The following is a 12,998-nucleotide window of genomic DNA, read 5'->3' on the forward strand; positions in this document are numbered from 1 at the left end:
CGAGAGGCGGGGCGTACGGGGGACCGTAGGAGAGGCGGGTCCGGGGGAGTCCATGCAGCCAGTACAGAGCGGTGATCCCGAGGTCGTCGGCCCGTACCGGGTGCTGGGCCGGCTCGGCTCCGGCGGCATGGGCCGGGTCTTCCTCGGCCGCAGCCCGGGCGGCGCCACCGTGGCCGTCAAGGTCGTCCACCCGCACTTCGCGCAGAACGACGAGTTCCGCGCCCGCTTCCGCCGCGAGGTCGAGGCCGCGCGCCGCGTCGGCGGGGCGTGGACCGCGCCCGTGCTCGACGCCGGGCCGGACGACGACGTGCCGTGGGTCGCCACCGGGTACGTCGCCGGGCCCAGCCTCAGCGACGCCGTCGCCGAGCACGGGCCGCTGCCCGAGGAGACCCTGCGCCCCATGGGCGCGGGGCTCGCGGAGGCGCTGGCGGCGGTGCACGGGCTCGGGCTCGTCCACCGCGACGTCAAGCCCTCCAACGTCCTGCTGACCCTCGACGGCCCCCGGCTCATCGACTTCGGTATCGCCCGCGCCACCGACGGCACCGCCTCGCTGACCGCCTCCGGCGCCTCGGTCGGCTCGCCCGGCTACATGTCGCCCGAGCAGATCCTCGGCCGGCCCGTCACCGGCGCCGGCGACGTCTTCAGCCTCGGCGCCGTCCTCGTCTTCGCCGCCACCGGGCGGTCGCCGTTCCCGGGCGACAGCGCGCCGACGCTGCTGTACCTGGTGGTGCACGAGCAGCCCCAGTTGCACGGCCTCGGCGGCGAGCTGCGCGAGCTGGCGGCGGCGTGCCTGGCGAAGGACCCGGAGGCGCGGCCGGAGCCGGCGGAGCTGGTGCGCGGGCTGGCGGCGGGCGGCGAGGCGGCGCATCTCGTACGGCCCGGATGGCTGCCGCCGCCGGTGACGGAGCAGATCAGCCGGCGGGCGGTGGAGCTGCTGGCGGTGGAGGCGCAGCCGGCGGCGGCGCCGGAACGGCGGGACGACGGGCTGCCTTCGGGGCCGGTGCCGCTTCAGGCGGCGGAGTACGGGCCGGGGGTGTTCGGGCCGCCGCCGGTGCTGGACGGGACGCTGCCGGGTGCGGGGGCGCCCGCCGCGGACGCGGCGCCGCCCGGGTCGACGCCGCCGGGCGGGCCGGGCACCGGGGCCGCCGGTGGCGCCGCCGCCTTCGGCGCCGTCGGGGCGACGGCGGCGCCCGAGCGGCGTGCGGAAGTCGGTCTGCGCTCGCGCCGGTTCAGTTGCACCCTGGTGCTCTCCGTGGCCGGCGCCCTCGCGGCGCTCATGCTGGGCCTGTTCTTCGTACCCGGACTGCTGGACGGCGACGGCGGCGACAGCTCGCAGGCCGGGGACAGCACGGCCGGTGCCACCGCGGGCAACGGCAACGACAGCGGCAACGACAGCGGCGACGAGGACGGCGGCGGCGACTCCGGCGCGGCCACCGACGGCCCCTCCCGGGAGCCGACGCAGTCGTCGGAGACGCCGGAGCCGCCGGCCGCGGCGGTGGACGGCGTACCGGCGAAGTTCGCCGGCGACTGGCAGGGCGAGATCATCCAGGAGGACGGCGTGCCGAACGGCGACGTCAGCGTGGAGATCAAGCGGGGCGGGAAGGGCGAGTACGTCGCGTACTTCGACTACTCCGTCTACGACGTCGCGCACTGCTACAGCCGCGCCAAGCTCACCTCCGCCACCGAGACCACCCTCGTCCTCGGCGAGGAGGACGACCCGGCGCGGGAGAACACCGAGGGCGTCTGCGCCCCCGGCGAGTCGACGGTCACGCTCACCCACAAGGGCGGCACGACCGTCGAGTACCGCTCCGACGCGGAGGCGTCGGGCAACCCGCGCGCGACGCTGAAGAAGCGCTCCGGCTGAGCGCGCCCCCGCACCCCGGCCCACCGCCCCGGCCCCGTCCTCCCCCTGCACCGGAACCGGTGCCCTGCTCCGCGTAGGCTGGGGTTCGCTCGTACGCACCACTCGCGGAAGGGGCCGGTCACCGTGACCACCGATCCTCAGGCAGTCCTGGACCGCGCCGCCGCGGGCGGTCGCATCACCCCCGGCGAGGCCCTCGACCTGTACCGCTCCGCCCCGCTGCACGCGCTGGGCGCCGCCGCCGACGCCGTACGCCGCCGGCGCTACGCCGCGACCGAGCACATCGCGACGTACATCATCGAGCGGAACATCAACTACACCAACGTCTGCGTCACCGCCTGCAAGTTCTGTGCCTTCTACGCCCCGCCCACCGCCAAGGACAAGGGCTGGACCCGCGGCCTGGACGACATCCTGCGCCGCTGCGAGGAGACCGTGCAGCTCGGCGGCACGCAGATCATGTTCCAGGGCGGCCACCACCCCGACTTCGGCGTGGAGTACTACGAAGAGCACTTCTCCGCGATCAAGAAGGCGTACCCGCAGCTCGTCATCCACTCCCTCGGCGCCTCCGAGGTCGAGCACATGGCGCGCATCTCCGGCACCACCGCCGAGGACGCCATCCGCCGCATCCACGCGGCCGGCCTGGACTCCTTCGCCGGCGCCGGCGCCGAACTGCTGCCGGCCCGGCCGCGGCAGGCCATCGCGCCGCTGAAGGAGAGCGGCGAGCGGTGGCTGGAGATCATGGAGACCGCGCACGGCCTGGGCGTGGAGTCGACGTCCACGATGCTGATGGGCACGGGCGAGACGAACGCGGAGCGGATCGAACACCTGCGGATGATCCGCGACGTGCAGGACCGCACCGGCGGGTTCCGGGCCTTCATCCCGTACACGTACCAGCCGGAGAACAACAAGCTGAAGGGCCGCACCCAGGCCACCACGCTGGAGTACCTGCGGATGATCGCCATCGCGCGGATCTTCCTCGACAACGTCGCGCACATCCAGGGCTCCTGGCTGACCACCGGCAAGGACGTCGGCCAGTTGACGCTGCACTACGGCGCGGACGACCTCGGCTCGGTGATGCTGGAGGAGAACGTGGTGTCCTCCGCGGGGGCGCGGCACCGCTCGAACCTGCGGGAGATCATCGAGATGATCCGCGGCGCCGACCGGACGCCGGCGCAGCGTTCGACCACGTACGAGCATCTTGTGGTGCACGACGACCCGGCGCACGACCCCGTGGACGACCGCGTCGTCTCGCACCTGTCGTCCACCGCCATCGAGGGCGGCACGGCGCACCCGGAACTGACGCTGGTGGAGGCCGACCGGTGACGCGCGCGACCCTGGAGAAGCAGCCGCACGAGGTGGCGGCGATGTTCGACGACGTCGCCGCGAACTACGACCTCACCAACGACGTCCTCTCCCTCGGCCAGGCACGGCTGTGGCGCAGGGCGGTCGCCCGCGCGGTCGACGCGCGGCAGGGGCAGCGGGTGCTGGACCTGGCGGCGGGCACGGGCACGTCGTCGCTGCCGTTCACGGCGGCGGGGGCGTACGTGGTGCCGTGCGACTTCTCGCTGGGGATGCTGCGCGAGGGCAAGCGGCGCCACCCGCGGCTGCCGCTGACCGCGGGGGACGCGACGCGGCTGCCGTTCGCCGACGGGGTGTTCGACGCGGTGACGATCTCCTTCGGGCTGCGCAACGTCCAGGAGACGGACGCGGCGCTGCGCGAGATGCGGCGCGTGACGCGGCCGGGCGGCCGGCTGGTGATCTGTGAGTTTTCGCACCCGACGTGGACGCCGTTCCGGACGGTCTACACGGAGTACCTGATGCGCGCGCTGCCGCCGATCGCGGAGCGGGTCAGCAGCAGCCCGGACGCGTACGTCTACCTCGCGGAGTCCATCCGCGCCTGGCCGGACCAGCCCGCGCTGGCGGCCCGGCTTGCCGCCGCCGGCTGGACGCGCCCCGCGTGGCGCAACCTCAGCGGCGGCATCGTGGCCCTCCACCGCGGCTACGCCCCGAGCTGAACCGGGGATCCGGGGGCCCGCCCGCCGCCGGCGTGCCCGGGGCGCGCGCGGCGGTGTCGGAGGCGGCACTTAGACTGCGGGGAACGACCCGCGTTATCTGGGAGCCGCCGTGACGGACGCCTCTGAGTCCACCCGCAGTGCCGATGTGATCGTCGTCGGGGCCGGGCCGGCCGGCTCGACGACCGCGTACTACCTCGCCAAGGCCGGGCTCGACGTCCTGCTCCTGGAGAAGACGGCGTTCCCCCGCGAGAAGGTCTGCGGGGACGGGCTCACCCCGCGGGCCACCAAGCAGCTCATCGCCATGGGCATCGACGTCTCCGAAGAGGCCGGCTGGCTGCGGAACAAGGGCCTGCGCATCATCGCCGGAGGCAACCGGCTCCAGCTCGACTGGCCGGAGCTGGCCGCGTACCCCGACTACGGGCTGGTGCGCAAGCGCGACGACTTCGACCAGCAGCTCGCGCAGCAGGCGCAGAAGGCGGGCGCGCGGCTGTACGAGCGGTGCAACGTCGGCCAGCCGATCATCGACGAGCGGTCCGGGCGGATCACGGGCGTCCACGCCAAGCTCGGCGAGGAGAAGACGCCCGTCACCTTCCACGCCCCGCTGGTCATCGCCGCCGACGGCAACTCCTCGCGGCTCTCCCTGGCCATGGGCCTGCACCGCAACGAGAAGCGCCCGATGGGCGTGGCCGTGCGGACGTACTTCACCTCCCCGCGGCACGAGGACGACTATCTGGAGTCCTGGCTGGAGCTGTGGGACAAGCGCGGCCCGGAGGACCGGCTGCTGCCCGGGTACGGCTGGGTCTTCGGCATGGGCGACGGCACGTCCAACGTGGGCCTGGGCATCCTCAACTCCTCGTCCGCCTTCAAGGAGCTGGACTGGCGGGACGTGCTCAAGGCGTGGTGCGCCTCGATGCCGGAGGAGTGGGGCTACACCCCGGACAACATGACGGGCCCCATCCGCGGCGCCGCCCTCCCCATGGCCTTCAACCGCCAGCCGCACTACGACCGCGGCCTGCTCCTCGTCGGCGACGCCGGCGGGATGGTCAACCCGTTCAACGGCGAGGGCATCGCGTACGCGATGGAGTCCGGCCAGATCGTCGCGGACGTCGTCGTCCAGGCCCACGGCCGCTCGACGTACGCCCAGCGCGAGCTGGCCCTGAAGCGCTACCCGAAGGTCCTCAAGGACACCTACGGCGGCTACTACCAGCTCGGCCGCGCCTTCGTCCGCCTCATCGGCAACCCGAAGGTGATGAAGCTCGCCACCGAACGCGGCCTCACCCACCCGGTCCTGATGCGCTTCACCCTCAAGCTGCTGGCCAACCTCACGGACCCCCAGGGCGGCGACGCCATGGACCGCATCATCAACGGCCTGGCAAAGGTCACCCCCCGCGCGTAACCGCCCGGTCGGCCGGGCGCCCGCGGTCGGGCCGCGTCGGCGAGCGCGGTCAGCGCGCCGGGTGCGGGACCTCGGGGCGGCTGACGGGCATGATCGTCAGTATGTCGTCGAGGCCCCTGAAGTCGTCGGGATTCGTGGTGTAGAGCGGCAGATCCACGGCAATCGCGATCGACGCGATCATCAAGTCGGCGACGCGGCGCCGGGGTTTCCTCCCGGCGCCGACCACGGCGGCGCACACCCTGCCGTAGATCCGCGCAGCTTCGGCATCGAACGGGATGGGATCGAACTCGTTCTCGGCTCGCTGCACCACATCCAGGCGACGGGCGCGTTCGGCGTGTTCGTCGTAGTCGGACTGCTCGTCGTTCCTGCGCACTTCGTGCGGGCCCGCCGACAGTTCGGCGAGAGTGACAGCGCTGATGGCCATCTCGTCCGGCAGCTCCGCAGGATCCACCCATCTGCGGAGGATCATGATGTTGGTGTCGAGCAGGCCCTGCGTCTGATCACCGGTCATACGGGTCGTCCGTCCCCCTGTCCGCCGTCGCGTCCTGATCGGCCCGGAACGCTTCGGGGGAGATGCCGGGGGCGGTGCGGGACATAGCGGCGAACTCGCCGCGCGGCACGAACCGGCGCCGCCGCCGGAGCGGGATGAGTTCACCGATCCGGTGGCCGTCCCGGGTGACCGTGAACGACTGACCCCGCTGGACTGCGTCCATGATCTCTTTGGATCTGCTGCGCAGGTCGCGCTGCGTGATTTCCGGCTGGACCGTCATGCGCCCATCGTACGTCCTGGTGCCACCGCGTGCTACACAGCGGCACCGCGCCCGCGCCCTTGGCCGAGGTCACGGCCCGGGCTTGAGAATTCGCGCACACGCGCTTGAGGCCGCACGCCAGAGCCCCCGCCGGGCTGCCGGCGGGGGCTCGTGCGTTGCGGTGTGGGGGTCAGAGGACGCGGACTGCCGAGGTGGGCATGTAGTACGACATCTCCTGGATCACGACGCCCTTCGACGGGTTCGCCGCGTCCAGGTACTTGCCGTCGCCGATGTAGACGGCCACGTGGTACGCCGAGCCGGTGCCGCCCCAGAAGACCAGGTCGCCGGGCTGGACGTCGGAGACCGACACCGGGGTGCCGGCCGTGGACTGCTCCGCCGCGGTGCGGGGGAGTTCCACGCCGACGGTGCGGAACGCCGCCTGGGTCAGGCCCGAGCAGTCGTACGAGGACGGGCCGGTGGCCCCCATGACGTACGCCTTGCCGACCTGGGCGTTGAGGAAGTCCAGCACCGTGCCGACGCTGCCCGACGCGGCCGGGGCCGCCGCGGGGGTCTCGGCGGCCGGGGCGGCGTCGGACGAGGACGACGCCGTGGACAGTTCCTCGCGCTCCGCGGCGCGGGCCGCTGCCCGCTCCCGGGCGCGCTCCTCGGCGGCGGCGCGCGCCTCCGCCTCCTTCTTGGCCTTCGCGGCGTCCTTACGGGCGTCCTCGGCGGCCTCCTGCGCCTGCGTGCGCAGTTCGAGGCGCAGGGCCGCGGTCTGGGTGGCGTCGGCGCTCTGCTCGACGCCGTTGGTCAGTGCGGTGCTCACGTCCACGGCGGGGAGTTCCGCGGTCGTTTCGGCGGCCGCCGGGCCGGTCGTCCTGCCGGTGTCTGCGAGGGCGGGAGCGGCCGCCGCCGTCGCGACCATCGTGCCGAGGGCGCCACCGGCGACTCCGGTACGGACGACCCACGCGGGGGCCTGCCGGCGCCGGGGCTTCCGGTGGCTGGGTATGTGCGGTTTACGGGACATGAGGTCCAGCGCTATCAGGGGGATGGTCCGTCTTTCAACAGTCGTGGGATGCGCCACACTTGGCGGCCCGTCCAGTGAAATGAGGCATTTGGGCGGTGTGTTCCGTGCGAACCGTCCGGGTGTTCGACGCCGCCCGCGTCGTTACCCGCGCGATACGCACGGCATTTGGCCTACCCGGCGAACGTTGCCGGACGGTTATCACTTCTCCCGCCGCAAACCAAGCAAGGCCCGTCGCTCCGGATCCCGTGCTGTGGTCCAAATCACTCGGATCCGTTTCCGCGCCCGAGGTCCCCGCGGAGGTGCTTGAGAGTGCATGCGCAAGCGTCGAAACGGCCGAATAACAATTGAGCGCGCGGGCGCTCGAATTCGCTTCCGGCGGCCCGGCGCCGAAATCGCCCGCCGCGCCGACCCCTGCCGCGCCCGCCTCGCTGACCTGCGGCTGCCCGTCGGCGGCGGGGATCCGGTGATCGTCCCTTCGCACCGCGTGAGGGCCTCCGCGATCATTCGACGGTCTGATCGATCACCGGGTGGTTAAGATCACAAAGCCGTAGGGGACCCCCGTGTCACAGATCACAGAGCAGTGGGCATAAGATGCCCATCAGTAGGGCTTGTGAACTGCCTCACATGTGAGCGATCTTGGTGGGGCAGGAACGCGAGTCCGGTGTGGACTGGCAGGCAGTCATCGTCGACTGGAGAGGAGCGGGGCAGCGGTGAACGTATACACGCCGATCCTCGTGCTCGGAGCCATTGCGGCGGCCTTCGCGGTGTTCTCCGTGGTCGCGGCGGCGCTCGTGGGTCCGAAGCGCTACAACCGGGCCAAGCTCGACGCCTACGAGTGCGGTATCGAGCCGACCCCCGTGCCGGCCGGCGGCGGTCGCTTCCCGGTCAAGTACTACCTGACGGCGATGCTGTTCATCGTCTTCGACATCGAGATCGTCTTCCTCTACCCCTGGGCCGTCTCCTTCGACGCCCTGGGGATCTTCGGGCTCGTGGAGATGCTGCTCTTCGTGCTCACCGTCTTCGTCGCGTACGCCTACGTGTGGCGCCGCGGCGGACTGGAATGGGACTAGGGGGCACCACCAATGGGACTTGAGGAAAAGCTCCCGAGCGGCTTCATCCTGAGCACGGTCGAGCAGGCCGCCGGGCTGGCACGGAAGTCGTCCGTCTTCCCGGCGACGTTCGGCCTGGCCTGCTGCGCGTTCGAGATGATGACCGCCGGCGCCGGCCGCTACGACCTGGCGCGCTTCGGTATGGAGGTCTTCCGCGGCTCGCCCCGCCAGGCCGACCTGATGATCGTCGCGGGCCGGGTGAGCCAGAAGATGGCGCCGGTGCTGCGCCAGGTCTACGACCAGATGCCGAACCCCAAGTGGGTCATCTCCATGGGCGTCTGCGCTTCGTCCGGCGGCATGTTCAACAACTACGCGATCGTGCAGGGCGTCGACCACGTCGTGCCGGTCGACATCTACCTGCCCGGCTGCCCGCCGCGCCCCGAGATGCTCATGGACGCGATCCTCAAGCTGCACGAGAAGATCCGCGAAGAGAAGCTCGGCGTGAACCGCGAGGAGGCGGCCCGGGAGGCCGAGGAGGCCGCGTTGAAGGCGCTGCCGACGATCGAGATGAAGGGTCTTCTCCGGTGAGTGGGGAGAACGCGGACGGGGTGAACCCCGACCAGGACTTGAACGCCGAGAACCTGCCGGGCCGGCGCGGCGATCACGGCGAGACCATCCGCGTCCAGCGCGGCATGTTCGGCGCCGAGAACGGCGGCGACACCTCCGGCTACGGCGGTCTGGTGCGCAGCGTCCGGCTGCCCGGCGAGTCCGTACGCCCGTACGGCGGCTGGTTCGACGAGGCCGCCGACGAGCTGGAGGGCGCCCTCGAAGAGCAGGGGATCGTCCCCGGCAACGCCATCGAGAAGACCGTCGTCGACCGCGGTGAGCTGACCTTCCACGTCGACCGCGCGCACCTGCCGCGCGTGATGCGGACCCTGCGCGACGACCCGGCGCTCCGCTTCGAGCTGTGTACCGGCGTCTCCGGGGTGCACTACCCCGGCGACAAGGGCCGCGAGCTGCACGCCGTGTACCACCTGCGCTCGCTCACCCACACCCGGCTGCTCCGCGTCGAGGTCAGCGCGCCCGACGACGACCCGCACATCCCGTCCGTCGTGGACGTCTACCCGACGAACGACTGGCACGAGCGCGAGGTCTACGACTTCTTCGGCATCGTCTTCGACGGCCACCCGGCGCTGACCCGGATCTTCATGCCGGACGACTGGCAGGGCCATCCGCAGCGCAAGGACTACCCCCTCGGCGGCATCCCCGTCGAGTACAAGGGCGCCCAGATCCCGGCTCCCGACCAGCGGAGGTCGTACAGCTGATGAGTACCACCCACGCGACCGGCGCAGCCTCGGCCCGGGAGACCACCGAGGGCACCGTCTACACCGTCACCGGCGGCGACTGGGACGAGCTGGCCCAGTCCGTGCACCGGGCCGACGACGAGCGGATCGTCGTCAACATGGGCCCGCAGCACCCCTCCACCCACGGCGTGCTGCGGCTCATCCTGGAGATCGACGGCGAGACCGTGACGGAGACCCGCTGCGGAATCGGCTACCTGCACACCGGCATCGAGAAGAACCTCGAATACCGCAACTGGACCCAGGGCTCCACCTTCGTGACCCGCATGGACTACCTGACCTCGTTCTTCAACGAGGCCGGGTACTGCATGGCGGTCGAGAAGCTGCTCGGCATCACCGACGAGGTGCCGGACCGGGCCACGGTCATCCGGGTGCTGCTGATGGAGCTGAACCGGATCTCCTCCCACCTGGTGGCCATCGCCACCGGCGGCATGGAGCTGGGCGCCACCACGGTCATGATCTACGGCTTCCGCGACCGCGAGATGATCCTCGACCTCTTCGAGCTGATCACCGGCCTGCGCATGAACCACGCGTTCATCCGCCCCGGCGGCCTCGCCCAGGACCTGCCCCCCGGCGCGGTCGACTCCATCCGCGAGACGATCAAGACGCTCCGCAAGAACTTCCCCGAGTACGACAAGCTGGCCACCAACAACCCGGTGTTCAAGGGCCGGATGCAGGAGATCGCGCATCTGGACCTGGCCGGCTGCATGTCCCTGGGCGTCACGGGGCCGGTGCTGCGCGCCACCGGGCTGCCGCACGACCTGCGCAAGACGGACCCGTACTGCGGCTACGAGACGTACGACTTCGACATCCCCACCGCCGACACCTGCGACGCCTACGGCCGGTTCCTCATCCGGCTGGAGGAGATGCGCCAGTCGCTGCGGATCGTCGAGCAGTGCGTGGACCGGCTGGAGCCGGGCCCGGTGATGGTCGGCGACAAGAAGATCGCCTGGCCCGCGCAGCTCGCGCTGGGCCCCGACGGCCTCGGTAACTCGCTGGACCACATCAAGAACATCATGGGCACCTCGATGGAGGCCCTGATCCACCACTTCAAGCTGGTCACGGAGGGCTTCCGGGTGCCGCCCGGGCAGGCGTACGTGGCGGTGGAGTCGCCCAAGGGCGAACTCGGCGTGCACGCCGTCAGCGACGGCGGCACCCGCCCGTTCCGGGTGCACTTCCGCGAGCCGTCGTTCGTGAACCTTCAGGCCATCGCGGCCATGACCGAGGGCGGCCAGGTGGCCGACGTGATCGTGGCGATCGCGTCCCTGGACCCCGTGCTGGGAGGCGTCGACCGATGACGACAGCAGAACGCGAGCCGGGGGTCCAGGCGGCCGTCGCGCTGGGCATGCCCCAGTTGCCCGCCCCCGACTACCCGGCCGAGGTGCGCGAGCGGCTGACCGCGGACGCGCGGGAGATCATCGCCCGCTACCCGGACAGCCGGTCGGCGCTGCTGCCGATGCTGCACCTGGTGCAGTCGGAGGAGGGGCACGTCACCCGCACCGGCATGCAGTTCTGCGCCGAGCTGCTGGACCTGACCGCCGCCGAGGTGACCGCGGTCGCCACCTTCTACACCATGTACCGGCGCAAGCCCTCCGGCGACTACCAGGTCGGGGTCTGCACCAACACGCTCTGCGCGGTCATGGGCGGCGACGCCATCTTCGACGAGCTGAAGGAGCACCTGGGCGTCGGCAACCAGGAGACCACCGAGGACGGCAAGGTCACCCTCGAACACATCGAGTGCAACGCCGCCTGCGACTTCGCCCCCGTGGTGATGGTCAACTGGGAGTTCTTCGACAACCAGACGCCCGAGTCCGCCAAGCGGCTCGTGGACGACCTGCGCGCCGGCGCCGAGGTGCACCCCACCCGCGGCGCGAAGCTCTGCACGTTCAAGGAGACCGCGCGCATCCTGGCCGGCTTCCCCGACGAGCGCCCCGGCGCCGTCGCGGAGTCCGGCGGCGCGGGCCCCGCCTCGCTCATCGGCCTGCGCCTGGCCAAGGGCGAGGAGCCGGCCGCCCGCGTGGTCAGCCAGCGCGCCCAGTCGCACCCGCACAGCCCGCCGCCGGACGCGCTGGAGGACCAGCCGCCCGCCGGCCACCCCAGCTCGCACGACGCGCCGCAGGAGACCTCCGCGTCCGACCCGGCGCACCCGTCCTCCGCGTCCGCGGATGAGCCCACCGAGGAGGAGGGCGCGTGATGACCGTCGACTCGCCGGAGAAGCTGCTGACCCCGGTGCTCTCCGCCTTCTGGGACCACCCCGAGTCCTGGACCCTGGAGACGTACCAGCGCAACGAGGGCTACGAGGGCCTGCGCAAGGCGCTCGCGATGACGCCCGACGACGTCATCGCCTACGTCAAGGACTCCGGCCTGCGCGGCCGTGGCGGCGCGGGCTTCCCGACCGGCATGAAGTGGCAGTTCATCCCGCAGGGAGACGGGAAGCCGCACTACCTCGTCGTCAACGCCGACGAGTCGGAGCCGGGCACCTGCAAGGACATCCCGCTGCTCTTCGCCAACCCGCACTCCCTCATCGAGGGCATCGTCATCGCCTGCCACGCGTTCCGGTCGAACCACGCGTTCATCTACCTGCGCGGCGAGGTCGTGCCGGTGCTGCGCAGGCTGCACGAGGCGGTGCGCGAGGCGTACGCCGCGGGCTTCCTCGGCAAGGACGTCCTCGGCTCCGGGCTGGACCTGGACATCACGGTGCACGCCGGCGCCGGCGCGTACATCTGCGGCGAGGAGACCGCGCTGCTCGACTCGCTGGAGGGCCGCCGCGGCCAGCCCCGGCTGCGTCCCCCCTTCCCCGCCGTCGAGGGCCTGTACGCCTGCCCCACTGTGGTGAACAACGTCGAGTCCATCGCCTCCGTTCCCGCGATCATGAACAAGGGCAAGGAGTGGTTCCGCACGATGGGCAGCGAGAAGTCCCCGGGCTTCACGCTGTACTCGCTCTCCGGCCACGTCTCCCGCCCCGGCCAGTACGAGGCGCCGCTCGGCATCACGCTGCGCCAGCTCCTCGACATGGGCGGCGGCATGCGCCCCGGCCACCGGCTGAAGTTCTGGACCCCCGGCGGCTCGTCCACCCCGATGCTCACCGACGAGCACCTGGACGTCCCCCTCGACTACGAGGGCGTCGGCGGCGCCGGCTCCATGCTCGGCACCAAGGCGCTCCAGTGCTTCGACGAGACGACCTGCGTGGTGCGGGCCGTCACCCGCTGGACCGAGTTCTACGAGCACGAGTCCTGCGGCAAGTGCACGCCCTGCCGCGAGGGCACGTACTGGCTGGTCCAACTGCTCCGCGACATCGAGGCCGGCAAGGGCTCCCTCTCGGACCTCGACAAGCTCAACGACATCGCCGACAACATAAACGGCAAGTCGTTCTGCGCCCTCGGCGACGGCGCCGCCGCCCCGATCTTCTCCTCGCTGAAGTACTTCCGCGAGGAGTACGAGCAGCACGTCACCGGCGGCGGCTGCCCTTTCGACCCTGCCAAGTCCACCGCCTGGGCCGACACCCCCGGCTCCACGACCCACCGGGAGGTGACCGCGTGA

The 12,998-nt window shown here is 71.6% G+C and carries 13 protein-coding genes; 10 read left to right on the top strand and 3 right to left on the bottom strand.

Going from position 1 to position 12,998, the window contains the following annotated elements; all coding sequences use genetic code 11:
• Positions 1-52: 52 nt before the first annotated feature.
• The 4 genes from QBL21_RS03255 (at position 53) to QBL21_RS03270 (ending at position 5,272) form a co-directional block, all read left to right on the top strand.
• A complete protein-coding gene (locus QBL21_RS03255) occupies positions 53-1,864 on the top strand; it encodes a serine/threonine-protein kinase (protein WP_407560449.1) in 1,812 nt (603 codons plus the stop codon).
• 123 nt (positions 1,865-1,987) lie between these two features.
• Complete coding sequence (gene mqnC, locus QBL21_RS03260; protein WP_407560450.1) at positions 1,988-3,184, top strand: cyclic dehypoxanthinyl futalosine synthase; 1,197 nt, start codon at positions 1,988-1,990, stop codon at positions 3,182-3,184.
• The gene (locus tag QBL21_RS03265; protein WP_407560451.1) at positions 3,181-3,876 is read left to right on the top strand and encodes a demethylmenaquinone methyltransferase; all 696 of its coding nucleotides are present in this window, start codon (positions 3,181-3,183) and stop codon (positions 3,874-3,876) included. Before mqnC ends, QBL21_RS03265 begins: the two co-directional genes overlap by 4 nt.
• 109 nt (positions 3,877-3,985) lie before the next feature.
• Positions 3,986-5,272, top strand: coding sequence for a geranylgeranyl reductase family protein (locus tag QBL21_RS03270; protein WP_407560452.1), 1,287 nt, complete (start codon positions 3,986-3,988; stop codon positions 5,270-5,272).
• 49 nt (positions 5,273-5,321) lie between these two features.
• Here the strand turns inward: QBL21_RS03270 and QBL21_RS03275 are convergent, their stop codons facing one another.
• The 3 genes from QBL21_RS03275 to QBL21_RS03285 all read right to left on the bottom strand — a co-directional run bounded on the left by QBL21_RS03275 (position 5,322) and on the right by QBL21_RS03285 (position 6,946).
• Positions 5,322-5,783, bottom strand: coding sequence for a type II toxin-antitoxin system VapC family toxin (locus QBL21_RS03275; protein WP_407560453.1), 462 nt, complete (start codon positions 5,781-5,783; stop codon positions 5,322-5,324).
• Entirely contained in the window at positions 5,773-6,042 is a 270-nt protein-coding gene (locus QBL21_RS03280) for a type II toxin-antitoxin system Phd/YefM family antitoxin (protein ID WP_407560454.1), read from the bottom strand. Before QBL21_RS03280 ends, QBL21_RS03275 begins: the two co-directional genes overlap by 11 nt.
• Positions 6,043-6,211: 169 nt before the next feature.
• A complete protein-coding gene (locus QBL21_RS03285) occupies positions 6,212-6,946 on the bottom strand; it encodes a C40 family peptidase (protein WP_407566284.1) in 735 nt (244 codons plus the stop codon).
• Positions 6,947-7,758: 812 nt separating this feature from the next.
• Between QBL21_RS03285 and QBL21_RS03290 the strand changes: the two genes are divergently transcribed.
• From QBL21_RS03290 to nuoF, 6 genes are read left to right on the top strand one after another with little or no spacing between them, the layout of a single operon-like run.
• The gene (locus tag QBL21_RS03290) at positions 7,759-8,118 is read left to right on the top strand and encodes an NADH-quinone oxidoreductase subunit A (RefSeq protein ID WP_407560455.1); all 360 of its coding nucleotides are present in this window, start codon (positions 7,759-7,761) and stop codon (positions 8,116-8,118) included.
• A gap of 12 nt (positions 8,119-8,130) precedes the next feature.
• Entirely contained in the window at positions 8,131-8,685 is a 555-nt protein-coding gene (locus QBL21_RS03295; protein ID WP_407560456.1) for a NuoB/complex I 20 kDa subunit family protein, read from the top strand.
• Positions 8,682-9,422, top strand: a complete 741-nt coding sequence (locus QBL21_RS03300; protein ID WP_407560457.1) for an NADH-quinone oxidoreductase subunit C — start codon at positions 8,682-8,684, stop codon at positions 9,420-9,422. The genes QBL21_RS03295 and QBL21_RS03300 overlap by 4 nt, the downstream gene beginning before the upstream one ends.
• The gene (locus QBL21_RS03305; RefSeq protein WP_407560458.1) at positions 9,422-10,756 is read left to right on the top strand and encodes an NADH-quinone oxidoreductase subunit D; all 1,335 of its coding nucleotides are present in this window, start codon (positions 9,422-9,424) and stop codon (positions 10,754-10,756) included. The genes QBL21_RS03300 and QBL21_RS03305 overlap by 1 nt, the downstream gene beginning before the upstream one ends.
• Positions 10,753-11,652 (top strand): NADH-quinone oxidoreductase subunit NuoE, encoded by a 900-nt coding sequence (gene nuoE / locus QBL21_RS03310; RefSeq protein WP_407560460.1) that lies wholly within the window; start codon positions 10,753-10,755, stop codon positions 11,650-11,652. Before QBL21_RS03305 ends, nuoE begins: the two co-directional genes overlap by 4 nt.
• Positions 11,652-12,998 (top strand): NADH-quinone oxidoreductase subunit NuoF, encoded by a 1,347-nt coding sequence (nuoF, locus tag QBL21_RS03315; protein WP_407560461.1) that lies wholly within the window; start codon positions 11,652-11,654, stop codon positions 12,996-12,998. Before nuoE ends, nuoF begins: the two co-directional genes overlap by 1 nt.

It is taken from the genome of Streptomyces sp. 184, from assembly GCF_045781775.1.
In the GTDB taxonomy this organism is placed as follows: domain Bacteria; phylum Actinomycetota; class Actinomycetes; order Streptomycetales; family Streptomycetaceae; genus Streptomyces.

Excerpts from the sequence above, each read along its gene's own strand:
- QBL21_RS03255 (WP_407560449.1), top strand. The coding sequence starts at position 53 with ATGCAGCCAGTACAGAGCGGTGATCCCGAGGTCGTCGGCCCGTACCGG.
- nuoE (WP_407560460.1), top strand. The coding sequence starts at position 10,753 with ATGACGACAGCAGAACGCGAGCCGGGGGTCCAGGCGGCCGTCGCGCTG.
- QBL21_RS03275 (WP_407560453.1), bottom strand. The coding sequence starts at position 5,783 with ATGACCGGTGATCAGACGCAGGGCCTGCTCGACACCAACATCATGATC.
- QBL21_RS03305 (WP_407560458.1), top strand. The coding sequence starts at position 9,422 with ATGAGTACCACCCACGCGACCGGCGCAGCCTCGGCCCGGGAGACCACC.
- nuoF (WP_407560461.1), top strand. The coding sequence starts at position 11,652 with ATGACCGTCGACTCGCCGGAGAAGCTGCTGACCCCGGTGCTCTCCGCC.
- QBL21_RS03295 (WP_407560456.1), top strand. The coding sequence starts at position 8,131 with ATGGGACTTGAGGAAAAGCTCCCGAGCGGCTTCATCCTGAGCACGGTC.
- QBL21_RS03280 (WP_407560454.1), bottom strand. The coding sequence starts at position 6,042 with ATGACGGTCCAGCCGGAAATCACGCAGCGCGACCTGCGCAGCAGATCC.
- QBL21_RS03285 (WP_407566284.1), bottom strand. The coding sequence starts at position 6,946 with ATGGTCGCGACGGCGGCGGCCGCTCCCGCCCTCGCAGACACCGGCAGG.